This is a genomic window from Atlantibacter sp. RC6, from assembly GCF_014193285.1.
Lineage (GTDB): Bacteria > Pseudomonadota > Gammaproteobacteria > Enterobacterales > Enterobacteriaceae > Atlantibacter.
The window spans coordinates 17,899-44,046 of sequence record NZ_JACHZE010000001.1; the positions used below are offsets into that span (position 1 = coordinate 17,899).

Consider the following 26,148-nt stretch of genomic DNA (forward strand, 5'->3'; position numbering starts at 1 on the left):
GGCATCAGGCTTAGTTGCTGGCGGTTTTCACCGGCTGGTCGGATTTTTTGTCGTTACCGGCGATAAACGGGCTCCACGGCTGGGCGCGTACCGGCTGGTCGGTCTGCCACACCACGTTGAACTGACCGTTACCCTCGATCTCGCCAATCATCACCGGCTTGTGGAGATGATGGTTGGTGGCGTCCATGGTGAGGGTAAAACCGGACGGCGCTTTGACAGTTTGCCCGGCCATGGCGGCGCGCACTTTGTCCACGTCGGTGGTGCCGGCTTTCTCGACCGCCTGGGCCCACATATGAATGCCCACCCAGGTGGCTTCCATCGGATCGTTGGTTACCACGGTATCGGCGTTCGGCACTTTATTGGCTTTGGCCCAGGCTTTATAGGCGGCGACAAACTGGGTGTTGGTCGGGTTATCCACCGATTCGAAGTAGTTCCACGCCGCGAGGTTGCCCACCAACGGTTTGGTGTCGATGCCGCGCAGCTCTTCTTCGCCCACCGAGAACGCCACCACCGGTACATCGGTGGCTTTCACCGCCTGGTTTGCCAGCTCTTTGTAGAACGGCACGTTGGAATCGCCGTTGATGGTGGAGATCACCGCCGTTTTACCGCCTGCCGAGAATTTCTTGATATCGGCCACGATGGTCTGGTAGTCGCTGTGACCAAACGGCGTATACACCTCCTGGATATCTTTATCCGCTACGCCTTTGGAGTGCAGGAAAGCACGCAGGATCTTGTTGGTAGTGCGCGGGTACACATAGTCAGTACCCAGCAGGAAGAAGCGCTTCGCGCCGCCGCCATCTTCGCTCATCAGATATTCCACCGCCGGGATCGCCTGCTGGTTCGGCGCGGCCCCGGTATAGAACACGTTCGGCGACATCTCTTCGCCTTCATACTGTACCGGGTAGAACAGCAGCCCGTTCAGCTCCTCAAATACCGGCAGCACCGATTTACGGGACACCGAGGTCCAGCAGCCGAACACCACGTCCACTTTATCCTGGCTCAGCAGTTGGCGGGCTTTCTCCGCGAACAGCGGCCAGTTGGATGCCGGGTCCACCACGACCGGTTCTAGTTTTTTACCTAACACGCCGCCTTTGGCGTTGATCTCGTCAATGGTCATCAGCGCCACGTTTTTCAGCGGCGTTTCCGAGATCGCCATGGTGCCGGAGAGCGAGTGCATAATCCCCACTTTGATGGTGTCCGCAGCCTGAACGCTGAAGGTCACGCCCATCGCTGACACGGACGCGCAGAGGGCAAAGGCTTTTAACAAGGTACGTCGTTGCATAAGATCACTCCCAATAAATGTGCTGTGTGATTAGGGTTAACGACACTTCTCCTGCCGCGCCTGCTGCAGCATATGAAGCGTAATTTTGCGAACCTCTTTCTGGCTTTGTGCGATATGCGCGGTTAGTCGGTCACACGCCTCCTCTACGTCGCGGTGGATAATGGCGAGCAAGATGGCGCTATGCTCGGCGTAAGTTGCCGCCACGCGCGGGGCCTGGGTGAAATCGAGGCGCCGCACGATGCGAATTTTCTCGGTCACTTCGCGGTGTACCCGCGCCATTTCCGGGTTCCCGGCGGCGCTCACCAGCGTCATATGAAAGGCTTCATCCCACAGCGCGACGTCGCTGCCCTCCGCCAGGGCGGGCGAATCGATCCAGAAATCCACCAGCTCCTGAAGCAGAGCCGGGATCGCGCCATCAGGTCGCTGGCATAAGCGGCGCACCGCTTCGCTTTCCAGTACCACCCGCAGGTCGTAAAAGGCTTCCAGCGCGTCGAAATCCACCGGCTTGACCTGCCAGCCGCTGCGCGGCTGCACGTCGAGATAGCCCTCCTGTTCCAGGGCGTACAGCGCCTGGCGCACCGGGGTACGGCTGACGCCCACCCGGGTGGCGATATCCGATTCGCTAAACCGGTCTCCCGGCAGTAGTTGGAAGTCGAAAATCGCCTGTTTGACGTGCTGGTAAACGCGTCCGGCGATGCCCTCCTGGGCCAGCATGCTCATCAGCTCGCCGCCAGCCATAACAGCGCGTCGCCGGGGCCGACCGGACGCCCTTGCTGGCAGCCAATCGCGGTGACGGTTCCGTCGTTCGGGGCGCAGACCATCAGTTCCATTTTCATCGCTTCGACCACGATCAGCGGCTCGCCCTGCTTCACGCACTGGCCCGGCTCAACCAGTATTTTCCAGATATTGCCGTTGAGATCGGCATTGACCCGCTGCCCCTGGTGCTGGTCGTCAGCGTCCCCGATGGGCGCGATATCCGTGACGTTGTCACCTTCTTCACTCTGCCAGCGCGCCACTTCTTCGCTAAACGCCGCCTGCTGGCGTTCGCGGAAGGCGGCAATATCAACGGCGTTATCCGCCAGAAACTGCTGGTACGCCGCAAAGTCGAATTCGCTCTCCTCAATGCGCACCTCGGCACGCCCTTCCCGGAAGGCCTCGCGCAAGTCGGTTAATTCCTCTTCACTGACCGGGTAGAAGCGCACCTGGTCGAAGAATTTCAGCAGCCACGGCTCGTCGCCAAACTGGCCGTTGCGCAGGAATTTGTTCCAGATGGGCAGCGTGCGCCCCACCAGTTGATAGCCGCCTGGCGAGTCCATGCCGTAGATGCACATATACATCCCGCCGATGCCCACGGTGCCTTCGGCGGTCCAGGTGCGCGCCGGGTTGTATTTGGAACTTAACAGGCGGTGACGCGGGTCGACCGGCACCGCACAAGGCGCGCCGAGATAGACATCCCCCAGCCCGAGGATCAGATAGCTGGCGTCGGAGATAATCCGCAGCACCGCGTCGCGGTCGCTCAGGCCATTGGCGCGGGCGATAAAGTCGACGTTGTTGGGCAGCCAGGGTGCCGCCGGGCGCACCGTTTGCTGATAGCGCTCCACCGCCGCCAGAGTGGCGCTGTCTTCAAACGCCACGGGCAGGTGAACAATGCGCGACGGGATTTTCAACGTCGCCACGTCACCCAGCGACGCTTCCAGATGCAACAGTTGCGCCATCAACTGGGCCTGGGAGATATGCTGGCCGTCGTAGCGCACCTGTAGCGATCGCACGCCGGGAGAGAGTTCTTCTACGCCGGAGATCGCCGCCTGGCGGATGGCCGCCATCAGCAGATGCACCCGCAGGCGCAGCGCCAGATCCAGTACGTTCTCGCCGTATTCAATCAGGATGTAGCTGTCACCCGCCTGGCGCCACACCACCGCCGGACGCGAGCCCTGCGCCTCCCACTGGGCGAGGATCGCCGCGCTGCGGGTCGCGCCGGGTTGTATCGAAGCCGGGATATCCGGCAGCGTGCCGGCGGCGCACAGATTGGTCACCGCCACCTGGTGCGCCAGTTCCAGCGACTGCGCCCAGGCGAAGCTCACCGGATGGAAGCGGATTTTGTCGCCGGGTTTGACCTGGCCGACTTTCCACAACTCGCCTTTGGCGATGGTTACCGGGCAGACGAAGCCGCCGAGGCTTGGGCCGTCGCGGGTTAAAATCACCGGGAAATCACCGGTAAAGTTAATCGCGCCGATAGCGTATTCGCAGTCATGAACGTTTGACGGGTGCAGGCCCGCTTCGCCGCCGTCGGCGCGCGCCCATTCGGGTTTCGGGCCGCTCAGGCGCACGCCGAGGCGGTTGGAGTTGTAATGCACCTCCCACTCGGTGGCGAAAAAGGTTTCCATCGACTCCGGGGTAAAGAAATCCGGCGCGCCATGCGGCCCATACAGCACGCCGATTTCCCACGTATCGCCGTAGGTTGGAATCAATGCCGGTTCCGGCATTTGCGGCAGCGCAATCGGCGCAGGCGTGGTACAGGCCGCCAGTTCCGGGCGGGAAATCGCCAGAATGTCGGCGACCTTCAGGGTGCGCCCGGCGTGGCCGCCAAACTGCCCGAGGGCGAAGGTGGAGCGGCTGCCGAGATACAGCGGCACATCGATACCGTTACGCACCGCCAGATAGGTCCGGCAGCCGCTTGTAGCGCGGCCCAGCGTCAGGGTTTGCCCGGCTTTGATGACGATCGGCTGCCAGTACGCTACCGGTTTGTCGTCCAGCAGCGCCGGACAACTGGCCCCGGTCAGGGCGATAATCGCGTCGCTGTGAAAACGCAGCGTCGGGCCTTGCAGGGTAAACTCCAGCCCTGCGGCGCTCGGGTGGTTGCCGACAATGCGGTTGGCAAGCTGGAACGCCAGATCGTCCATCGGCCCCGAGGGCGGTACGCCGATATCCCAGTAGCCGGGGCGGCCCGGATAATCCTGCACGCTGCTCCAGGTGCCCGGCTCCAGCACTTCAATGGCGTGGGCCTGATAGCTGACCTCATCCAGCAGCCGGGTCCACATCACCCCGGCTTTAAATTCCGGCAGCATTGCCAGCTGGCGTAGATAATCCAGGTTAGTGGCGATACCTGATAACCGGGTGGCGTTAAGCGCGCTACGCAGCTTCAGTAGCGCATCCTGGCGATCCTGACCGTGAACGATAATTTTGGCGATCATCGGATCATAAAACGCGCTGACCTCGCTACCGGTACTGACCCAGCCGTCTACCCGCACATTATCCGGGAAGTAAACCTCGGTAAGCACGCCGGGGCTGGGCTGGAAGTTCTTTAGCGGATCTTCGGCGTAAATACGCACCTCAATCGCCGCGCCGCCCGGCGCGCGGGCCATGGCCTGCCAGTCCAGCGGTTGCGCCGCCGCCAGCCGGACCATACATTCGATCAGATCGAGCCCGGTCACCATTTCGGTTACCGGGTGCTCCACCTGGAGACGGGTGTTGACCTCGAGAAAATAGAACGCGTCCTGCGCCGGTTCGTAGATAAATTCCACGGTGCCCGCGCTGCGGTAATTCACCGATTCCCCCAGCGCCACGGCGGCGTTTAACATCGCCTGGCGGGTGGACTGCGGCAAATTGGGCGCGGGCGTTTCTTCCAGCACTTTCTGGTTGCGGCGCTGGAGCGAACAGTCACGCTCGCCGAGGGCCACCACTTTACCCTTGCCGTCACCAAAGATTTGCACTTCAAGGTGACGCGCCCGGTCAATGCAGCGCTCCAGAAACACGCCGTCATCGCTGAAGAACTGCGCTCCCTGCCGCTTAACGGTTTGCCAGGCTTCGCACAGCGCCGCCATATCTTCACAGCGCATCAGGCCGATGCCGCCACCGCCTGCGGTGGTTTTCAGCATCAACGGGAAACCGACTTCCGTCGCCTGCTCGCAGGCCTCTTCCAGGCTTTGCAATAACCCGGTGCCGGGCGTCATCGGCAAACCCGCCTGGGCCGCCAGCGCCCGGGCGCGGTGCTTCTGGCCAAAGTCAGCGATTTGCGAGGCGTCCGGGCCGATAAACACAAGACCTGCCATTTCACAGGCGGCGGCAAATTCCGCACGCTCGGAGAGAAAGCCGTAGCCGGGGAAAATCGCCTCTGCGCCGCTCTGCTTTGCAGCCGCGAGGATCTTATCAATATTCAGGTAGCTGTCCCGCGCGCTGTCGCCGCCCAGGGCAATCGCCCGGGTGGCGGCGGCGACGTACGGCGCGTTGCGGTCGCTGTCGGAATACACCGCCACGCTCTCAATGCCCATGCGGTTGAGGGTGCGAATGGCGCGGCAGGCGATTTCGCCACGGTTGGCAATCAGTACTCGTTGAAACATGGCGTTCTCCTCAGGCGCTGTGATGGCGGGCGAGCCAGGCTTTCCATCCGCCCCATGACGTGATGTCCGTGGCGTCGGCCAGGGCATACGGCTCGCAGATAAAGCCCTTTACCTGGCGACCGTCGTGTAGCGTCAGCGAGCCGATGCCCAGCGGCGCAGGCACTTCCGCCACCAGTTCGCCGAAGCGCGCCAGCGGCACGTCCCACAGCTCCACAACAATCGGCTGGCCCTTGTCGCCCCGCGCCAGGCCGGGCTTCGGCGGCGTGGTGTTCGCCAGGGCATACAGCTGATAGCTGGCGTCGGTGGTGGTTTCCTCGACAAAGACGGCGTTGCGGGTGGTGAGCTGGAAGTTAAGCGGCTGGCCGCGCAGGTGCGCGCCCACGACCGCCAGGCGCACAAACCCCTGGGCAGCCGCCGGTGTGCTCACGGGTAAGGCTTTTGACGTTGCGCCTAACGGCAGCGGCAGCGCCTGCTGCCAGAGGCGACCGAAATCAGCCAGCGCCGCGTCGTGCCAGGCGGGCGCGATTAACGTAATGCCCGCCGGTAATCCGTCGGCACGGAAATCCCCCGGCAGCGCCAGCGCACTGAGATCCGCGAGGTTGGTAAAATTGGTGTAGGTGCCAAACTGCGAGTTGTAGCGCACCGGCTCCTCAGCCATCTCAGCAATCGTGTGGATCGTGGGTGATGTGGGGACGACCAGCGCGTCGAAGCCGGCCAGCACACTGTTGATATCCCGCGCCAGCGCGGCGCGGGTGTATTCCGCCTGCCAGGCGTCGCAGGCGCTGAAGCGCTTGCCGCCCTCAACGATACCGCGCACCGTCGGGTCCATGGCGTCGGGAAAACGCGCCAGGGTATCGCCCACCGCCACGGTGCGTTCCGCCACCCATGCCCCGGCATAAAGCTGTTCGGCCAGTTGGCGGAACGGCGTGAAATCAATCGGAACGCACTGTGCGCCCAGCGCTTCGAGGCGCGTCAGGCTTTTGGCAAAGGCGGCTTCACTGAATCGGTCGCCAAAGAACTCAAGACGATCCGGCACCGCCAGGCGCGGCTTCGCGCTAAAGCGCGCGGGCTCGGTAAACGGGTTACGGCGCGATAAGGCGTCTTCGGCGTCAAACCCGCCGGCGATGCTGGCGACTGTAGCCGCGTCATCTACGGTAAGCGCGAATACCGACACCGTGTCGTTGAGCCTGCAGGCAGGCACCACGCCGCTCGCGGATAACCAGCCTTTGGTGGGTTTCAGCCCGACAATGTTGTTAAAGCCCGCCGGGACGCGGCCTGAACCTGCGGTATCGGTGCCCAGGGCAAACGGCACCAGACCGCGCGCCACCACCGAGGCCGAACCGGAGCTGGAGCCGCCGCTCACGTAGCGGGCATCAAAGGTATTGGGTACCGCGCCATAGGGTGAACGGGTGCCCACCAGCCCGGTAGCGAACTGATCGAGGTTGGTTTTGCCCACCACAATCGCTCCCGCCGCTTTAAGCTTCGCCACCACGGTGGCGTCTTTTTCCGCCAGATACGCAAAGGCCGGACAGGCGGCGGTGGTTTCAAACCCGGCGACGTCGATATTGTCTTTTACCGCGAAGGGTACGCCCCACAGCGCGAAATCGTGCGGGTTTTTGCCCTGTTTCAGCCCTGCGGCTAATTGAGCGATTTGCGCACTAATTAATTCCTCGCTGGCGCAGCTAATCCAGGCAGTATCTTGTTTATCGAATCCATTAATAAGCTGGCGATAAATATCTGATAAGGCATCGACGGAGTGAGAACAGAATTGTTTCCATTCATCAATGGTCATTACACCGGGCGAAGAACGAAGTGGCATCATTGGCTGGCATCCCAACTGGTATACAAGATGGGAGAAATAAAGCAATTGTGATGCCAATATTTATAATTATATTAATATCAATAAGTTAATTAATTTAAACTCTCTAATTGCGTATTGTATTAATGATGTGAAAAATAAATCACAACATTTTGGTGCAAGCCTGCATTAAAGGCGTGCAGTTAAAGAGCAAATAAAAAAATATCCGCCTGCGCGAACAGGCGGATATAAGTTTTTATGATGGCGGGTAATTAACAGCAATAACTTATTACGATAATCACCATACTTCTGCGGCAATATCCGTTACCAGACGGACTTTATTCCACTGCTCGGCAGGGGTAATGGCGTTGCCCTCTTCCGTTGACGCAAATCCGCACTGCGGGCTGAGGCAAACCTGGTTCAGATCCACATACTGTGACGCTTCTTTCAGGCGCGCTTTGATCTGCTCGCGGTTCTCCAGTTCGCCGTTTTTAGTGGTGATCAAGCCTAATACCACCTGCTGTTTGCCCGGACGGATAAAGCGCAGCGGAGAGAAATCGCCGGAGCGGTCGTTATCGTATTCAAGGAAAAATGCGTCAACGTTGACAGTGCCAAACAGCACTTCCGCCACCGGCTCATAGCCGCCTTCGGCAATCCAACTGGAGCGGAAGTTGCCACGGCAAACGTGCAGGCCGATGGTCAGATCGTCCGGTTTGCCTTCCAGCGCCTGGTTAAGCACCCGGGCATAAATCTGCGCCAGCTGGTCGGGGTCTTCGCAGCGATCGCGGATCTGCTGGCGTTGTTCATCAGAGCACAGGTAAGCCCAGACGGTGTCGTCGAGTTGCAGGTAACGACAGCCCGCGTCGTAGAAAGCGCGAATGGCGTCACGCCAGGTCACGGCGAGATCGGCGAAGTAGTCATCCAGGTTCGGGTAGACGTTACGGTCAATCGCCGCCGCGCCGCCGCGAAAATGCAGTACGCTCGGGCTGGGAATAGTCATTTTCGGCTCGGCGTTGCCGCTGACGCTTTTCAGAAATCGGAAATCTTCCAGCATCGGATGGTTGCCAAACGCCACTTTGCCCGTGACGCGCACGCTCTGGGCTTTGGTCTGGATGCCGGAGAACTGAATCCCCTGGTTAACTTCCACCAGCTCGACGCCCTGCAAGGCGGCAAAGAAATCAAGATGCCACCAGGCGCGGCGGAATTCGCCATCGGTCACCACCGTCAGCCCGCAGGCGCACTGCTCTTCAACACAGGCGCGGATGGCGTCGTTTTCGACCTGGCGCAATTGGGCGGCATTAATATCGCCACGGGCGAACTGTTCGCGGGCGGTTTTGATCGCGTCGGGGCGTAAAAAGCTGCCGACAACATCGGCGCGGTACGGGGGAAGCTGGCGTTGCATGGTGTCTCCTTGACCCTGAAGATAATTGCCCAGGGTGATTGTTCGCATTATGAAGATTTAGCCATCTGGACGGCTAGATGCATTGAGAGTGTCACGCAGCGGCAGGTTGTGCAAACGAAGAAAATTCATGGCACATGAGAAAAATTCACGTTGGATGACGCGTGTTCAGGGCATCCGGTGGGATGCCCCTGAGGTGTCAGGCGAGCTGGCGCGCGGTGGGATAATCGGTTATCAGCACATCGATGTAATTGCCGTTCAGCGCGCCGCGAATGGCGTTGACCTTTTCAGTGCCGCCCGCCAGCGCCACCACGTGCGGGCAGTCGCGCACCTGGCTAAGCTCCATGCCGATCACCGGGTCTTCTTCTTTGCTAAGCACCGGTTCGCCCTCGGCATTGTAGTAATGCAGGCAAATATCCCCCACTGCGCCGCGCGCCGCCAGGGTTTTCAGCATGGCTTCGCCATAGTAGTTGCCGGAATTTTTCAGCAGTTGCGACGGCTCAAGATCGCCGATGCCGAGGATCGCCACGTCCACTTCGCTAAATTTGCGCACCACTTCCGCCACGTCATCGCTCGACACCAGCCGGGCGCGCTCTTCAACGGAGTGTTCGATGCTTTGCGAGGGTAACAGCCAGGCCTGGCAGCCCAGTTGCGCCGCGAGATTCTGGGTCAAAATGGTCGCCTGCACGTTGCCGTTCGGCCCAACGCCGCCCAGCAACTGGATCACGCCGCGCGCTTTGATGCTCTGCGGGTGCAGCTCATCCACCATGGCGCGAATGGTGCTGCTCCAGGAGGAGATCCCCACTAAATCATCAGGCCGCAGCCGCGTTTCCACGTAGTGCGCGGCGGCGCTGCCGATGGCGTGTTTGATTTGCGTAGCGGATGCCGGTTCATCCACATCCACCACAATCGCCTGACGGATGCCGTATTTCTGCTCCAGCGCATGCTCCAGCGACAGAAAAATATTGGGCGGTTGGATGACGCTGATTTTCACCACCCCCTCTTTCTGGCAGCGGGTGATGGCGCGCGAGACAAATGACTGCGAAAGCTGCAGAAGGCCAGCAATTTCAGATTGCTTCATTCCATCGACATAATAGAGCGTGGCGATTTTCACCAGTAGCCGTTGTTCATCCTGTTTCGACATAGCACCTCCTGAGTCCCTCTGTATTTTTATTCAAGACCGAATAAATAACAAGTAAGGTCACTTTTTGACGGATAAGTGAACAAATTGTGATCGCTTTCGCCTTTTCATCATTTCGCTGACCAGACCGTAGACAGATGCCATTTCGGGGCATATGGTTACATTGAATAATAAATCATGCTTGAATATATATTCAATGTGGAGATAAAAATGAAACATACCCTACTGAAAGCCTCCTTAGTGGCTGCGCTGTTTGCGGCTTCTGCCAACCTCTATGCCGCTGACAACGGACTGATTGCCATCATCACCCCTTCACACGACAACCCGTTCTTTAAAGCGGAAGCGGACGGCGCTGCCGCAAAAGCCAAAGAGCTCGGCTACACCACGCTGGTGGCTTCTCATGACGATGATGTGAACAAGCAGAACCAGCTGATTGAGACGGCCATCGCCCGTAAAGCCAAAGCGATCATTCTCGATAACGCCGGGGCGGACGCGACCGTCGGCCCGCTGGAAAAAGCCAAAGCCGCGGGCGTTCCGGCGTTCCTGATCGACCGGGAAATCAACAAAACCGGCGTCGCGGTGGCGCAGATTGTGTCTAACAACTATCAGGGCGCGCAGCTGGCCGCAGAGAAATTCGCCAAACTGCTCGACGGCAAAGGCAAATACGTTGAGCTGCTGGGCCGCCAGTCGGACACCAACGCCCACGTGCGCTCCCAGGGCTATCACGACATTCTCGACGACTACCCGGACATGAAAATGGTGGCCCAGCAGACCGCCAACTGGAGCCAGACCGAAGCCTTCAACCGTATGGAAGCCATCCTGCAAACCCAGCCGGACATCGTCGGCGTGATTTCCGGCAACGACACCATGGCGCTGGGCGCAGAAGCGGCACTGAAAGCGGCGGGTAAAACCAACGTTATCGTGGTGGGCTTCGACGGCAGCGACTATGTGCGCGATTCGATTAAAGCCGGCAGCAATATTAAAGCCACGGTTCTGCAACCGGGCTGGGAGCAGGCGCAAATGGCGGTAGTTCAGGCGGATTACTACCTGAAAAACGGCAAAGCCAAAGAGCAGGAAAAACAGTTGATGGACTGCGTGCTGATTGACGATTCCAACGCATCCAAACTGAACACCTTCAAACTGAGCAACTAAGCCGGAGGTTGTATGTCGTTGAAACAATGGGGTATTGGCGTATTGTGTTGCAGTACCCTGTTGCTGACTGCCTGCCGGGTGGTGGATCTGGACGAGAATGGTAAACCGATCATTCCGCCAGATCCCAACGCGAAAGCGAGTTTCGCCAATATGACACCCGCGCAGATAGCGCAACAAACATGGGACAGCCGGGTCAGCGCCCCGGCGCGCGACCATGCGCTGGATGCCGCGACGCTGCCAAACAGCCCGACGCCGCAAAGCGTGTTTGTGCGCCTGCACAGCAACATCGAAAAAGTCGATTTAACCAATGAACGTGAACGGTCAGTGACCGTGACGTTGAACAATAAGCCGCTGGAGGTCCAGATTGGGCCGCTAATCAGAGGCAATGCGGTGCGCGACGCCGCCGGTTTTAAATTTGAGGATTTCACCAACCAGGTCCAGTTTGCTCAGCTTTCTAAAGCCTATAACCGCGAAGCGGTAAAACACCTCCCGCCAGTTGACGCAGCCTGGCAGCAGCAGCCGGTGACCATGCTGATTGCCGGAAATCTCAAAGATGGCGTGCTGTCTGACGCCGTGGCGCTGGATATCCAGAAGGGAGCGAAATAATGCAGGATCCGATTGTTTTGCGCACCCGCGGGGTGTCGATGCTGTTCCCCGGCACCGTGGCGCTGGATAACGTCGATTACAACGTCTGGCGCGGCAAAGTGAATGTGATTATCGGCGAGAACGGCGCGGGCAAATCCACGCTGATGAAAATTCTCGCCGGGGTACAGCAGCCCAGCACCGGCACTATCGAGCTCAACGGCAAGCCGGTGCATTTCGCCAATACCCGCGACGCCGCCGCTCACGGCATCGGCATGGTGCATCAGGAACTCAACCTGTTTGAGAACCTGACCGTGGCGGAAAACATCTTTCTGGGCCGCGAACTGCAACAGGGGCTGAAGCCGATTGACGAAGCGACCCAGATCCAGCGCAGCGCGGAACTGCTTAAACGTCTCGACCAGCCGATCTCGCCCAACGAGCAGGTGGCGAACCTGAAAGTCGGCCAGCAGCAACTGGTGGAGATCGCCAAGGCGCTGGCGGAAGACGCGGATATTTTAATCCTCGACGAGCCCACTTCGGCGCTGAGTAAAACCGAAGTGGAGATCCTGTTCCGGGTGATCCGCGAGCTAACCCGCCAGGGCGTGTCCATCATCTATATCTCCCACCGTCTGGAAGAGTTGATGGCGATTGGCGATGTGATCACCATTCTGCGCGACGGCAAATTCCAGGCCGAGGCCCAGGTCAGCGACATCGACGTGCCGTGGATCGTGCGGGAAATGCTCGGCAGTGAGCCGGTGTCCAGCTTTTTGACGCCGGGCCGCCAGTTTGGCGCGCCGGTGCTGGAGGCGGAGCACATCACCTGCGTCAACGCCTCCGGCAATGCGGTAGTAGACGACGTGACGTTTAACGTGCGCGCCGGGGAAATCGTCGGCATTTACGGGCTAATGGGCGCGGGGCGCACCGAACTGTTCGAGTGCCTGCTCGGCACCAACCGCAATTACCTCGGCAAACTGTGGCTGGACAGCAAACCGGTGCCGCCGCGCTTGTCAACGGCGGAGCGCATCCGCATGGGGATGAGTCTGGTGCCGGAAGACCGCAAACGCACCGGTATCTTCCCCATTTCGTCGGTAGCCAGCAACCTGACCATCGCCAGCCTGTGGCGGCGCTTGCAGAGCGGGTTCGCCATTTCCCGGCGCGATGAAGAACAGGTGGTGGCGACCACCATCGGCAATTTGTCGATTAAGGTCTCCTCGCCGGAGGTGGAAATTCAGGCGCTGAGCGGCGGCAACCAGCAAAAAGTGGTGATTGGCCGCTCGCTGCTCACCAACCCGAAGCTGCTGCTGCTGGATGAACCGACGCGCGGTATCGACGTGGGCGCCAAAGCCGACGTATTCCGCATGATGGTGCAGCTCTCCGAACAGGGCATCGCGGTGGTGTTTTCCACCTCGGATCTGAAAGAAATTATGGCGGTGTCGGACCGCATCCTGGTGATGTCCGGCGGCAAGGTGACCGCTGATATTCCCCGTGAAAACGCCGAAGAGTCGGCATTGGTTTCTGCTAGTGCACAAGGGTTCTGATATGAAAACGAATGAGACAGTCGCGCTTAACGCAAGACCCGCCTCGCTATTCAGTTCGCGGGAAAATATCCTCCTGCTGCTGTTAAAGCTGCGCACCTTTATAGCGCTGTTTTTGATAGTCGGCTTTTTCTCCATCATGGTGCCGGATTTCCTCGCCATGGGCAGTATGGTGATCATGATTAAACACATCGCCATCAATGCGTTCCTGGCGCTGGGCATCACCTTTGTGATTATCACCGCGGGCATTGACCTGTCCATCGGCGCAACCCTTGGGCTGTGCGGGATGATCGCCGGGTGGCTGATCACCAAAGGCATTGTGCTGCCGATGTTCGGCATCGCCATTTTCCCCAGCGTGTGGGTGATTGTGCCGTTAGTGCTGCTGATTGGCGGGCTGATTGGCGCAACCAACGGCTGGATTATTACCCGCTATAACGTGGCCCCGTTTATCTGCACCCTCGGCACCATGTACGTGCTGCGCGGCGCGGCGATGCTGACGTCGGGAGGCGAAACCTTCCCCGGCCTCTCGGGTAACCCGCAGTTGGGCAACACCGGTTTCGACGAGATCGGCGCGGGTAACTTCCTCGGTATGCCCTGGGCCATCTGGATGATGATCGTGCTGGCGATTGCCATCGCCTACGTCGCCCGTCGCCTGCCCTTTGGCCGCCATGTTTACGCCATCGGCGATAACGAGCGCGCTGCCGAACTCTCCGGCGTGAAAGTCAAACAGGTCAAAATTTGGGTCTACACCCTCTCTGGCTTCTGCGCCGCTATCGCCGGGATTGTGGTCTCCGCGCAGCTGGTGGCAAGCCACCCGGCCAACGGTACCGCCTTTGAGATGAACGCTATCGCGGCGGTGGTGCTCGGCGGAACCTCGCTGGCAGGCGGACGCGGCACGATTTTAGGCACCCTGGTCGGCGCATTCGTGATTGGCTTCCTGGCTGATGGCCTGGTGATGATGGGCGTCAGCGAGTTCTGGCAGATGGTGATCAAAGGGATCGTGATTATTGTGGCGGTGATTATCGACCAGATGCAAAACCGGATGCAGCAGAAAGCCGCCGTGGTGGCCCAGAAAGCCGCGATGGAAGGCAGCGCAAAAGCGTAGCGCGTCACAGATTCGTTCGAAAGGCGATTTTTTTTACCCTTATCGAATAAATATTCATATATGATTTTTAATGCAAGAGGTAAGCCTATGAATCCGTTTTCATTGTCGGTTGCGGATCTGGAAAAGAAAGCCCGGGCGGTGCGCCGTCGCATCATTACGCTTAACGCTAACAGCCCGGCAGGCGGGCATACCGGGGCCGATCTCTCTCAGGTTGAGATCCTCACCGCGCTCTATTTCCGGGTGATGAACTGCTCGCCGGAATTAGCCAACAGCGACCAGCGCGATATTTATATCCAGTCCAAAGGCCACGCGGTGGGCGGCTATTACTGCGTGCTGGCGGAAGCCGGGTTTATTCCGGTGGAGTGGTTGTCGACCTATCAGCACGCCGACTCTCACCTGCCCGGCCACCCGGTGAAGCATAAAACCCCGGGCGTGGAGCTGAATACCGGCGCACTCGGCCACGGGTTACCGGTGGCAGTGGGCATTGCGCTGGCGGCCAAACGCAGTAACAACCCGCGCCGGGTGTTCGTGGTCACCGGCGATGGCGAACTGGCGGAAGGCAGCAACTGGGAAGCAGCGCTGGTGGCGGCGCATTATCAGCTCGATAACCTGATCATTATTAACGATAAAAACAACTTACAGCTGGCGGGTTTAACCAAGGATATTCTCAACACCGATCCGCTGGATGAAAAATGGCGCGCGTTCGGCATGGCAGTGACCCAGTGCAACGGCAACGACATGCAGGACGTGGTGACCACTATTGAAGGACTGAAACCGGGCGGCAAGCCGCACGTGATTATCGCTAATACCACCAAGGGTGCGGGCGTGTCGTTTATTCAGGGACGCGCGGAGTGGCACCACCGGGTGCCGAAGGGTGAAGAAGTGGAACTGGCTCTGGAGGAACTGAAAGATGAGTAATAGCGAACATCTGGCAACGGTGATGGTGAATGCGTTTATCGACGCGGTAGAACGCGGTGTCGATCTGGTGCCGGTGGTAGCGGACTCCACCTCCACCGCCAAAATCTCGCCGTTTATGAAACAGTTCCCGGACCGGCTGGTGAACGTCGGCATCGCCGAGCAAACCCTGGTGGGCGCCGCCGTGGGGCTGTCGATGGGCGGCAAAATCGCCGTCACCTGTAACGCCGCGCCGTTTTTGATTTCGCGCGCCAACGAGCAGATTAAAGTGGATGTCTGCTACAACAACAGCAACGTCAAACTGTTCGGCCTGAACGCCGGGGCCAGCTACGGCCCGCTGGCCAGTACCCACCACAGTATTGATGACATCGCGGTGCTGCGCGGGTTCGGCAATATCGAAATCTACGCGCCTTCCTGCCCGGTAGAGTGCCGCCAGATTATCGATTACGCGCTGGATCACGTTGGCCCGGTGTATATCCGCCTCGACGGTAAAGCGCTGCCGGAGCTGCACGACGGTGATTACGCCTTTAAACCGGGCGCCATAGATGTGCTGCGCGAAGGCGCAGACGTGGCGCTGGTGGCGATGGGCTCCACGGTGCATGAGATCGTCAGCGCCGCCGCGACCCTGGCGGACCAGGGCATCGATGCGGCGGTGATCAACGTGCCGTCGATTCGCCCATGCGATACCGCGCAACTGCTGGCGGCGCTGCAAAAATCCCGCCGGGTGATCACCGTGGAAGAGCACAATGTTAACGGCGGCGTCGGCAGCCTGGTGGCGGAAGTGCTGGCGGAAGCCGGTTGCGCCATCCCGCTGACCCGGCTGGGCATTGCCGACGGCGGGTATGCCATCGCCGCCGATCGTAAGGATATGCGCGCCCATCACGGTATTGACGCCGCGGGTGTGGTACGCAAAGCCACTGCGCTGTGTGAAGGAGCATAACCATGTCGAGCCCAATAATTCTCGCGATTGATGAGGGCACAACCAACGCCAAAGCGGTGGCGGTCAACCGCGAAGGGCAAATCGTCGGGCGCGGCGGCGTGGGCGTGGAAATCCGCCACCCTGCTCCCGGCCTTGCCGAGCAAGACCCCATGGCGATCTGGCAGGCGACGGTCGAGGCGATAAACGGCTGTTTGCAGCAGGCGGGCCCGGTGCAGGTCGCCGGGATCGCCATCAGCAATCAGCGTGAATCGGTGTTGATTTGGCAGCGCGCCGACGGCCAGCCGCTCACCCCGGTGGTGAGTTGGCAGGACCGCCGCTCGCAAGCGCGCTGCGCTGAACTTCAGGCCCAGGGCCATGACGCGCTGATTACCCGACTAACCGGATTGCCGGTGGACCCGCTGTTCCCGGCAGCGAAAATCAGCGCCCTGCTGGATGCCCTGCCGGACGGCGTGGCGCGCGCCGAACGCGGCGAGTTGTGTATCGGGACTATCGATAGCTGGCTGAACTGGCAGTTTACCGGGGGGCGCGCGTTCACTACCGATTACGCCAATGCCTCGCGCACCCAGCTTTTCAATATCTATCAGGGCCAGTGGGATCAGCAATTGCTGGCGCTGTTTAACGTACCGCGCGCCGCGCTGGCGGAGGTCAGGCCGTCGAGCGGTTTGCACGGCGAAGTGCAGGTCGGGTTTATTCCCGGCGTACCGGCGGGCACGCCGATCCTGTCACTTATTGGCGATTCCCACGCCGCGCTGTACGCCCAGCGCCGCGCCTGCGGCAATGTGGTGAAAGCCACCTACGGCACCGGATCGTCATTGATGTTTTCGATACCGGAACCGGTGTCCCGGGATAATCGCCTGAGCACCACGCTTGCCTGGCATGATGGCGAACGCGCCTTTGCGCTGGAAGGCAATATCACCCATACCGGCTCCGGCGCGGCCTGGCTCGGGCGGATGATCGGGATTAACAACCCAGAGGAGCTGACCGCGCTTGCGCAGTCGGTGCCGGATAACCAGGGCGTCTATTACGTTCCGGCGCTGTCGGGCCTTGGCGCGCCCTGGTGGGATCTTCAGGCGCGCGGCACGATCTGCGGTTTAACCGACGCCGCCACGCCAGCGGTACTGGCCCGCGCCGCGCTGGAATCGGTGGTGTATCAAATCGCCGATGTGTTTTTCGCCATGGAGCAGGCCTGCGGTCAGCCGCTGGAAACGCTGTGCGTTGACGGCACCGCCACCCAGAACCGCTGGCTGATGCAGTTGCAGGCCGACGTTTTACAACGACCGTTAATTATTCAGCCTGCTGCCGAAGTCTCGGCGCTGGGCGCCGCGCTGCTCGCCGGCAAAGCGCTGGGCTGGTGGCAGGATGAAACGCCAGCGGCGCTGGTGAGCCACGGCGAACGTATTGAACCGCAGCCCGCGGCTAAACAACAGATGCAACAAAACTATAAACAGTGGCTTGAAGCCGTGGCGCGCTGCCGCTTTCAGCCCAAATAATCCTTTTACTGGAGTGATGCCATGTCCCGTATCCCACATCAATTAACCTTCGGCGTAATTATCGGCAACCGTGGATTTTTCCCCAGCTATCTGGTGGCGGAAGCCCGCGAACAGGCCGAAGCGCTGTTCTCCCGTCTCGGCATCAATACCGTGATGCTGAAAGATGGCGAAACCTACCTCGGCGGCGTGGAAACCCGCCAGGACGCCAAAGTGTGCGCCGAGCTGTTCCGCAAGCACCGCGACCAGATCCACGGCGTGGTGGTGTTGCTGCCGAACTTTGGCGATGAAAAAGCGGTGGCGGAAGCCATTCGCCTCTCCGGCCTCAACGTGCCGGTGTTAATCCAGGCCGAAGAGGACAACCTCGATAAAATGGGCCTCGCCACCCGTCGCGACAGCTTCTGCGGCAAGATTTCCCTGTGCAACAACCTGCGCCAGTACGGCATTCCGTTTACCCTGACCACTCAGCACGTCTGCGCGCTGACCAGCGAGGTATTCGCCAGCGATTTGCAGCGCTTTACCCAAATCTGCCGGGTAGTGAGCTCAATGAAAGGCGTGCGTATTGGGGCCATCGGCGCGCGTCCGGCGAGCTTCAACACCGTGCGTTACAGCGAAAAACTGCTGGAGAAAATGGGCGTGGCGGTGGAAACCCTCGACCTGTCGGAGATCTTCACGCGCATTAAACACATCAGCGATGACGACATTCGGGTGCAGGAAAAACGCGGCATCCTGATGGACAACGCCGACGCCAGCGCCATTCCGGCGGATAAACTGGTGACCATGGCGAAACTGTTTGTGGTGATCAGCGAATGGGTGACGGCCAATGATATCGACACCACTGCTATTCAGTGCTGGACGTCGCTCCAGGAAAACCTCGGGATTAACGTCTGCTCAATCATGAGCGTGATGTCCGGCCAGCTGATGCCGAGCGCCTGTGAAGTGGACGTGATGGGGGCGCTGTCGATGTACGCCCTGGCGAGCTGCTCCCTTAACCCGGCGTCGATTGCCGACTGGAACAACAACTTTGGTGACGATCGCAACAAATGCGTGCTGTTCCACTGCGGCAACTTCGCCAGCGCCAGCCTGGAATCCCCGGCGATGGGCACTGCGGATATCATCGGCACCACCGTGGGCAAAGAGAACACCTGCGGCGCGGTGCACGGACGCCTGAAATCAGGCCCGCTCACCTACTTCCGCCTGTCATCGGATGATTTTACCGGCGAGATCAAAGCCTACGTCGGCGAAGGCCAGTCGGTGGATGACGCGCTGGATACCGTGGGTTGCCGTGCGGTGATTGAAGTGCCGCATCTGGAAAATCTGCTGGCGTGGATCTGCAACAACGGCTTTGAACACCACGTGGCGATGAACCACTCGGCCACCGGCGCGGTGTTGCAGGAGGCGTTTACTAAGTATCTGGGGATTAGCTGTTACTGGCATCGTTGATTTTTATTAACGCTGCAACCGCACGCGGCGCAGGGCCGCGTGCGGTTTTTTTTGGTGGGGCATTGTGCGAGAGAAGCGAATGTTCTCCTTAACGCTAGCTCTGCTGCAAGTGACCAGTAGTTATATGTTATAAGGCTCATAAATTTTAGTTTTCCTCTATAGACGGTGCTATATGTTCATCCCAGCAATCTAACAGAGGCCAACAGACAAGACGATAAATCAACCAGCAAGCATAAATAGCTGAAGCGCTAAAACATTCTCCCGCTGATAATTTTCCGTGCGCTATTTCATGGCGCAGAGATGGGCCTGGTTTGTAATTGAACAGTAAATCAATAATATTTATCAAATCCGCACCAAATACCTGCTCCAACTCAGGACGAATATTCTCAATCATTCCGGATAGCGAACGATCTTCCTGAAGAAGTTCATTATTTAATTTAGAAGTATCACGACTAAGCGTATGCATATAAAACCGTATTGAGTTCTCAAGTTGAGGAACAAGAAGGTAAACAGCAGAAGCATAATCACCCTGAAAGAAACGAGAGAAACCTAACGAAAATATATGTTCATGCCCACGAGGAACGAATGGGCTTAATGCGACAATCGATTCGAAATGACGCTCTTCTATAGAAAACCGGGTTGATAAACAATAACGAACAGGATCAACATAACCGGAAAAAAAGTGATGATATAATAAATCAAGAGTTTTGATATGTTGAGACTTGTACCATTCCTCCGATGGATTCCCGTCAAAGGAAGCAGCAGGAGTTTTTGCGTAGACTTTACCTTCTCTATCAGTATATACGGCACCCATGAAATTACTAAAAATACTGTTCTTTCGAACAGAATCAGCATACTGACATAGTTCACTCTTGGAAATTAGAAATGGGGCTATGATAAACTCATATAAACAATCTGAAAGGGGAAGAACTGAGTATATTTTAGATGTTTCCTTTCTCGCTTTATCGGCATTTATAGGGGTTGTGAATGTTGTAAATTCATCGCGTGATAACATCTGCAAGTCACGTAACTCGACAATCAGAGCTGTTATACGCTCTTTGTTCCCACCTATAGAACGAAGCTCCCCTATCGCAATGCTTGTCCAGTATGCCTTTGCTGAGGCCTGACTGACATGCTCTCTCATCTTAAGTGTTTGCTCTACTGCTCTCTCCTGACACTCCCGCTTGGAATTATTGTCCCCATTTTTTTCAAATGCAGTTGCAGCTAAATAAAATAATTTTTTGACAGCCTCTGGATATGAATTCGTATCTGCCTCACTTGCTAATTTCTTGGCATCCTTGGCAACAAAACTCCAATCAATGAGCTTCTTATTTGCCCCATACCGAGCTACTCGTTCGAATATTATATACAACTTTAGTTCTATTGCCTTTGCATACACAATATCAAATGCAGTTTGTACATTTTTTGGAAATGTGTTTTTCTTTTGTGTCAACGAAATTATATCAAGCGCACGTTTTAAGAATTGTTCAAGCTTCCCTATATAATTAAGAACCCTATAAGAATCCACTTCAAAAAGATTGTTGCTATATGTGTCTATAAGTTGACAGTAACTATTTACTGCTATTATTGCCGATTCTTTTTTACTTTTATCATTAGTCCATATTATATCTGCCACCCGGGCTCTAAGCAGTCTGTTCTCAATTTGAGTGACTACGTTCGACAGGATATCATTTTGCTGACCACGGAAGTCACTAGGTATGTAAGAGCGACCATTTTGACCACTCCATACTGGCCCCCATGGCTGAATAGGATCATCTGCCCTAAAATGAAATGAACAAACTTCCTTCAGCAATTCATAAACACGCTTATGAGCGGCGTCAGAGGATTGTGCCAATATTTCCAGCTGATTATTTAGTTCGCGATAATCACAAGAGGACAATTCTGGCAATAATGATTCAAAGTTAAAAACGGCGAAATCATCCGCTGCTGCCAGAACTACAGGCATTGTGGCCATATCATTTTTTGATCGGATACCGCTTTCTTGAGTAGCCATGAGTTTTCCCTGAATACGATTTAGTGGAATCTGCCAGAGAGCGGCAAAATGCGTCACTGGCATCAATACTAAAAATGAAATGTGTATTGGTCGACAAAATTGGGTTCAGCATGCTCGTTTTTTGAACCATTAAAAGTCCGCTCCTGACCCGAAACAACCCCTATCTCTAATAACCATCCTCAACGCCCCGCTAAAAAAATCATTCCTCTCCCCTAACCCCAGCCACCACGCGCTGGCGGTAACAATCCGCTGGCTCAAGCCTGGCCCCTTGCGATGAGCATACTTCCAGCACAGGCAACGGTTCCCCGTTCTCCTTATCCAGCAACACAGAGTGTATCTCACCCTTTTCAAACATATAACGTTCGCCCCACTGCCGCATGGCGACCACGATCGGAAATACGGAGCGGCCCCTTTCGGTCAGGATGTATTCTTTGTACGCGCTGCCATCAGACGCCGGGCAAACGTCAAATACGCCGATTTCCACCAGATGCTTCAGGCGTGCCGCAAGGATATTTTTCGCCAGGCCGAGGTTCTTCTGGAACTCGCTGAATCGACGAACATCATCAAAGGCCTCACGAATGATCATCAAACACCAGCGTTCGCCTATCGACTCTAAGGTCCGGGCGACGGGGCATTCGCTGGTTCTGAGCGCCTCCTGTTTTGCCATCTCCTCTTTCCTTCTGTGATCGTTGACAGACAGACGCCAGATTACCCTCCAGGAAAAGAAGTTGCAAAAAAAAACCTCTGCTGATAATTATGTTTGCCTTGAGGTTTCAAAAAGCAACCAGAAAGGATCGCAATATGAACTGCCAGGCAGACAAGGCATGCGCCCTGAGGATCGATTCCCCGTCTTCAGACTCTTCTCCGCTATCGCTTCGAATACGCTTTCTGTTCTCACTGACCTGCGGGCTGGCGGTCGCCAATGTGTATTCTGCTCAGCCGTTACTGGAATCCATCGCCGCAAGCATGAATGTGCAATCCGGCACGACAGGTACGGTGGTTACCGCAACCCAGACAGGTTACGCCATTGGGCTGCTGTTTCTGGTTCCGCTGGGCGATCGGTACAATCGTAAAACGCTGGTTCTTGCCCAGTTGCTGCTTTCAGTCCTGGCGTTAACGACAGCGGCCTTTGCAGCGAATTTCATGACGCTGCTGGGCGCGATGCTGCTGGTGGGTTTGATGGCGGTGGTGGCGCAACTGATGGTGGCGTGGGCCGCTACGCTGGCGCCCCCGGAGCAGCGTGGAAAGGTGGTCGGCAGCGTGACCAGCGGCATTGTGCTGGGGATCCTGTCCGCGCGCTTCGTATCGGGATCCATTGCCGATTTGGCGGGATGGCGGGCGGTCTATCTCACTGCCGCCTGCCTGTTATTGCTGGTCACTCTCGTGCTGGCAAAGATGATGCCCGCTACCGCGACGGCAACGCCGCGTACTTCATACCCTTCCATGGTGTTGTCTCTCTTTCAACTGTTCGTCACTGAACCGCAGCTACGTAAGCGAGGCATACTGGCGCTGCTGATTTTTGCAGCCTTCAGCATGCTGTGGACCTCAATGGTGATGCCGCTCAGCGCCCTGTCACTGTCGCACACCCAGATCGGTTTGTTTGGTTTAGCGGGGGTGGCCGGTGCGCTGGCGGCTTCCCGAGGCGGGTTGTGGGCTGACAGAGGAATGGGGCAACGGGCGAGCGGATTCGCGCTGGCTTTACTGACCCTCTGCTGGCTGCCCATCGCCTTTCTCAATAAATCGTTATTGCTACTGGCTCTGGGCGCGATCGTGCTGGATTTTGCCGTCCAGACAGTTCACGTCATTAATCAAAGCATGATTTTTGCGGCCAGACCCGAGGCAGCAAGCCGTCTGGTCGGGGCATATATGTGTTTCTATTCGCTGGGAAGCGCACTGGGCGCGATTACTGCCACCCAGCTTTATGCGCTTGGGGGATGGCATTTCGTCTGTTACGCCGGTGCGCTGGTCAGCGCCTGCGCTTTTTTGTTCTGGTTGGGATCGCGTCACTCATGAAATTACCTCACTTACTCCTCGCTCTGTTGATAACGGCAATCTGGGGCGTCAACTTTTCCGTGATCAAATTAGGGCTGCACTCGGTCGATCCTTTTATTCTGGCCGGTATTCGCTTTACGCTGTGTGCCCTGCCCGCGCTGTTGTTTATTAAAAAACCGCCAGTCCCGTGGCGTTATCTTATCGGCTATGGTCTGGTTTTTGGTATTGGCCTGTGGGGGCTGGTTAATCTGGGCATTAAAACCGGTCTCTCTGCGGGAATCGCCTCGCTGGTGCTTCAGTTCAGCGCGTTTTTCACTTTGTTAGCAGGAAGTGGGTTATTTAAAGAGCCTCTCAGCCGCTATCAGCTGGCGGGATTTGCGCTCTCCTGCGCAGGATTACTGAGCATTTTTTTCATTACGGATGGTTCCGTCACGTTCTCCGGCATGGTGCTGGTGCTTGCGGGGGCGTTAGCGTGGAGCATGGCCAATATTATTATCAAAAAAACCGGCACCAAACAGGTGTTTGCTTTTTTGGTCTGGTCTAGCGCGTTTTCACCCATCCCGCTTTTTTTGCTGGATTGGCTGGTCAACGGGGCCAGTGGTTATCACTCGCTCATTAGCCATATGGATATGCGCGCGCTATTTTCCATTTTGTTTCAGGTTTATCCAAATACCCTGTTTGGCTATTGGGTGTGGAATTCGCTGATTAAGCGCTATCCTGTTTCCACGGTTGCGCCATTATCCTTGCTGGTGCCGGTATTCGGCATTCTCGGTTCTGTGATGATATTTGGTGAACATGTCCCGGCGATGAAGATCGTCGCACTGGCGCTCATTATTACAGGCCTGGCTATCGGCCTGTATGGTCAGCGGCTACAGCGATATTTTATGAAATAGCGCGACTGTGACATCGACAGCCCGTTTTCCCGCTGTTCAGAGATTGAAAAAAGACAGCGTTTTGACGTCAGCGTCAGGATTGGCTTGTTTAACCGCCAACAAAAAGCCAGAGAAATTATGGTTAAAGAGAGTTAAGTTATGGAAAAACTCTACTTGTTTTCTCACGCCGTTTTTATGGTAGCTCACCAGCCAGTTGCGACGGTTGTTTATTTTGGTATAACCCGGTTTGATTTGAATAATCTCGCTAAATGCAATTTTATAGGTGACATCATTTTTAACTTCATAGAGATATTCGTCATCGTAATAATATTGTTTCTGGGAAGAGCCTCCAAAAATAGAAGGATTGGTAGAGATTTTTTTCATTCCATTGCTTTCTGTAATGATGCGTTTGGGATGTCGTACCGTCCTGATACAGAATGTCATCAGAAAGTATAAAAAAACCAGGGGCAAGGCCACTGATATAATATTGATTATTTCCTGCATCTTTTATCCCTTTCACACGTGAATATTGATACTCACAAATGAATACAGGGCTGTCAATAACGTCTGATGATCGCCAGTGATTGCGAGTAAACGATCTTCCCTGAACGTTTACTCGCCGCACCGTTACTGCAACGTCCTCTTCACCGGTCTTAGGGCAAACCACACCCCCACTGTCAGTATCAGCAGCATCCCGCTTGCCACCGACAGCACTGCGCTGTGCGATTCCTTAAACGCCATATTTGCCGCATCAACCACCTGCGCGCCCAGCGCCGGGCTAAGCTGCTGCGCCACCAGCAACGCGTCGTTGATCGACGCGCTGGCCTGGGCCATCAGCGTGGCGGGCAATTCTGATGGCAGGTCAATCGAACCGCTGAACGAGTGGCTTAAAATCATGCCGAAAATGGCGATACCCATTCCCGCGCCCAGTTCATAAGCCATGGTTTCAATCGCCCCTGCCGCCGTGGCTTTTTCTTTCGGCGCTGCCGACATAATCGCGGCGGTCGACGCCAACAGCGCGGTGGCGGCGCTGAGCCCCAGCAAAATCATCCAGCCCCAGGCCACGGCGCGCTGGTTCGCCATATCGGTCATCGCCAGGCCGTAAAAGCTCAGGGCACTCAGCGCCATGCCGAGCGTTGCAACCTTACGCAACCCGAAGCGCCCCACCAACACCCCCGCCGCCGGGCCGCTGAAACTACAGGCCAGCATCAGCGGCAGCATAAACAGCCCTGCCTCCAGCGGCGTAAAGCCGTGGACAAACTGCAACTCCTGGGCCATTAGCAGCTCAAAGCCGACCAGGGTGATCATCGCGGTCAGCGCCATCAGCACGCCGGTTAAAATAATGCGATGGGTAAACAACGTCAGGTCGATCATCGGCGCGCGGGCGCGCAGTTGGCTGCGGATAAACAGCGCCATCAGCACACCGCCGCTGATTAACGCCCCCAGCACCAGCATGATATTGCTGTTCGTTTTCAGGCTGGTTTTCGCGGCCAGCACCAGCAGCAGGATCGCGGCGATCAGCATCAGCGCCTGGGTTAAATTCAGGGTTTGCGCACGCTGCACCGGCTGGTGTGGGATGCACAAGGCGGTGAACAGCAGCACCAGGGCGATAATCGGCAGATTAATCAGGAACACCGAACCCCAGTAGTAGTGTTCAAGCAAAATGCCGCCCACCAGCGGGCCAAACGCCGCGCCGCCGGAACCCACAGCTACCCAGATCCCCAGCGCGATGCCGCGCTCGCGCTCATCATTAAAGGTGCTGCGAATGCCCGCCAGCGTCGCCGGGACGATCATCGCCGCACCCACCGCCAGTAGTGCGCGCGCGGCAATCAGTTCGCTGGCCTGGGTTGAGAACGCCGCCGCCAGCGAGGCCACGCCAAACAGCGAACTGCCGATCAGCGTCAGGCGCTTATAGCCGATGCGGTCGCCCAGCGCGCCCATCGGCAGCACCATCCCGGCCATCACCAGCGAATAGATATCAATGATCCACAACAGCTCATTACCCGACGCCCCCAGCGCCAGGGTTAATGACGGCACCGCCACATGCAGCACCGTGGCGTCAATGGCGACCGGAATATAGATCAGCACCAAAATAGCTAAGGTATACCACTTACGAAACATACGCTTATCACTCTTTCAACCAATTTGGACGGT

At 57.2% G+C, this 26,148-nt stretch carries 20 protein-coding genes; 10 read left to right on the top strand and 10 right to left on the bottom strand.

What is annotated here, in order from left to right; translation table 11 throughout:
* Window positions 1-10 precede the first annotated feature (10 nt).
* The 6 genes from urtA to FHW74_RS00120 all read right to left on the bottom strand — a co-directional run bounded on the left by urtA (window position 11) and on the right by FHW74_RS00120 (window position 9,960).
* Complete coding sequence (gene urtA / locus FHW74_RS00095; RefSeq protein WP_183168571.1) at window positions 11-1,282, bottom strand: urea ABC transporter substrate-binding protein; 1,272 nt, start codon at window positions 1,280-1,282, stop codon at window positions 11-13.
* Window positions 1,283-1,318: 36 nt separating this feature from the next.
* Window positions 1,319-2,020, bottom strand: coding sequence for a GntR family transcriptional regulator (locus FHW74_RS00100; protein ID WP_183168572.1), 702 nt, complete (start codon window positions 2,018-2,020; stop codon window positions 1,319-1,321).
* Window positions 2,002-5,619, bottom strand: coding sequence for an urea carboxylase (gene uca, locus FHW74_RS00105; protein ID WP_183168573.1), 3,618 nt, complete (start codon window positions 5,617-5,619; stop codon window positions 2,002-2,004). Before uca ends, FHW74_RS00100 begins: the two co-directional genes overlap by 19 nt.
* 10 nt (window positions 5,620-5,629) lie before the next feature.
* The gene (gene atzF / locus FHW74_RS00110) at window positions 5,630-7,441 is read right to left on the bottom strand and encodes an allophanate hydrolase (RefSeq protein WP_221192209.1); all 1,812 of its coding nucleotides are present in this window, start codon (window positions 7,439-7,441) and stop codon (window positions 5,630-5,632) included.
* Between the two features lie 274 nt (window positions 7,442-7,715).
* On the bottom strand, window positions 7,716-8,819 hold the full coding sequence (locus FHW74_RS00115) for a cobalamin-independent methionine synthase II family protein (RefSeq protein ID WP_183168574.1): 1,104 nt from the start codon (window positions 8,817-8,819) through the stop codon (window positions 7,716-7,718).
* Between the two features lie 196 nt (window positions 8,820-9,015).
* Window positions 9,016-9,960 carry a sugar-binding transcriptional regulator gene (locus FHW74_RS00120; protein WP_183168575.1) on the bottom strand — a complete coding sequence of 315 codons (945 nt, stop codon included), beginning with the start codon at window positions 9,958-9,960 and terminating at the stop codon, window positions 9,016-9,018.
* Between the two features lie 207 nt (window positions 9,961-10,167).
* Between FHW74_RS00120 and FHW74_RS00125 the strand changes: the two genes are divergently transcribed.
* The 8 genes from FHW74_RS00125 to FHW74_RS00160 all read left to right on the top strand — a co-directional run bounded on the left by FHW74_RS00125 (window position 10,168) and on the right by FHW74_RS00160 (window position 19,116).
* Window positions 10,168-11,109 carry a D-ribose ABC transporter substrate-binding protein gene (locus FHW74_RS00125; protein ID WP_183168576.1) on the top strand — a complete coding sequence of 314 codons (942 nt, stop codon included), beginning with the start codon at window positions 10,168-10,170 and terminating at the stop codon, window positions 11,107-11,109.
* Window positions 11,110-11,121: 12 nt separating this feature from the next.
* Window positions 11,122-11,715: a DUF2291 family protein gene (locus FHW74_RS00130; RefSeq protein WP_183168577.1), complete on the top strand. Its 594-nt coding sequence runs from the start codon at window positions 11,122-11,124 to the stop codon at window positions 11,713-11,715.
* Window positions 11,715-13,229, top strand: a complete 1,515-nt coding sequence (locus FHW74_RS00135; RefSeq protein ID WP_183168578.1) for a sugar ABC transporter ATP-binding protein — start codon at window positions 11,715-11,717, stop codon at window positions 13,227-13,229. Before FHW74_RS00130 ends, FHW74_RS00135 begins: the two co-directional genes overlap by 1 nt.
* Before the next feature lies 1 nt (window position 13,230).
* Window positions 13,231-14,331 (top strand): ABC transporter permease, encoded by a 1,101-nt coding sequence (locus FHW74_RS00140; protein ID WP_161660190.1) that lies wholly within the window; start codon window positions 13,231-13,233, stop codon window positions 14,329-14,331.
* A gap of 87 nt (window positions 14,332-14,418) precedes the next feature.
* Window positions 14,419-15,249, top strand: a complete 831-nt coding sequence (locus FHW74_RS00145; RefSeq protein ID WP_183168579.1) for a transketolase — start codon at window positions 14,419-14,421, stop codon at window positions 15,247-15,249.
* Window positions 15,242-16,186 (top strand): transketolase family protein, encoded by a 945-nt coding sequence (locus FHW74_RS00150; protein ID WP_183168580.1) that lies wholly within the window; start codon window positions 15,242-15,244, stop codon window positions 16,184-16,186. Before FHW74_RS00145 ends, FHW74_RS00150 begins: the two co-directional genes overlap by 8 nt.
* Before the next feature lie 2 nt (window positions 16,187-16,188).
* Window positions 16,189-17,676 carry an FGGY family carbohydrate kinase gene (locus tag FHW74_RS00155; RefSeq protein WP_183168581.1) on the top strand — a complete coding sequence of 496 codons (1,488 nt, stop codon included), beginning with the start codon at window positions 16,189-16,191 and terminating at the stop codon, window positions 17,674-17,676.
* A 21-nt stretch (window positions 17,677-17,697) separates the two neighbouring features.
* Window positions 17,698-19,116: an L-fucose/L-arabinose isomerase family protein gene (locus FHW74_RS00160; protein WP_183168582.1), complete on the top strand. Its 1,419-nt coding sequence runs from the start codon at window positions 17,698-17,700 to the stop codon at window positions 19,114-19,116.
* Window positions 19,117-19,261: 145 nt separating this feature from the next.
* On the opposite strand, the gene FHW74_RS00165 is transcribed toward FHW74_RS00160, so the two are convergent.
* Both FHW74_RS00165 and FHW74_RS00170 read right to left on the bottom strand, forming a co-directional pair.
* A complete protein-coding gene (locus tag FHW74_RS00165) occupies window positions 19,262-21,130 on the bottom strand; it encodes a DUF4209 domain-containing protein (protein ID WP_183168583.1) in 1,869 nt (622 codons plus the stop codon).
* Window positions 21,131-21,329: 199 nt separating this feature from the next.
* Window positions 21,330-21,797: a helix-turn-helix domain-containing protein gene (locus FHW74_RS00170; protein ID WP_183168584.1), complete on the bottom strand. Its 468-nt coding sequence runs from the start codon at window positions 21,795-21,797 to the stop codon at window positions 21,330-21,332.
* 134 nt (window positions 21,798-21,931) lie between these two features.
* On the opposite strand from FHW74_RS00170, the gene FHW74_RS00175 reads away from it, so the two are divergent.
* Both FHW74_RS00175 and FHW74_RS00180 read left to right on the top strand, forming a co-directional pair.
* Entirely contained in the window at window positions 21,932-23,143 is a 1,212-nt protein-coding gene (locus tag FHW74_RS00175; RefSeq protein ID WP_183168585.1) for an MFS transporter, read from the top strand.
* On the top strand, window positions 23,140-24,015 hold the full coding sequence (locus tag FHW74_RS00180; RefSeq protein ID WP_183168586.1) for an EamA family transporter: 876 nt from the start codon (window positions 23,140-23,142) through the stop codon (window positions 24,013-24,015). Before FHW74_RS00175 ends, FHW74_RS00180 begins: the two co-directional genes overlap by 4 nt.
* 36 nt (window positions 24,016-24,051) lie before the next feature.
* On the opposite strand, the gene FHW74_RS00185 is transcribed toward FHW74_RS00180, so the two are convergent.
* Both FHW74_RS00185 and FHW74_RS00190 read right to left on the bottom strand, forming a co-directional pair.
* Entirely contained in the window at window positions 24,052-24,498 is a 447-nt protein-coding gene (locus FHW74_RS00185; RefSeq protein ID WP_183168587.1) for a hypothetical protein, read from the bottom strand.
* A gap of 123 nt (window positions 24,499-24,621) precedes the next feature.
* Entirely contained in the window at window positions 24,622-26,115 is a 1,494-nt protein-coding gene (locus tag FHW74_RS00190) for a SmvA family efflux MFS transporter (RefSeq protein ID WP_183168588.1), read from the bottom strand.
* Window positions 26,116-26,148 lie beyond the last annotated feature (33 nt).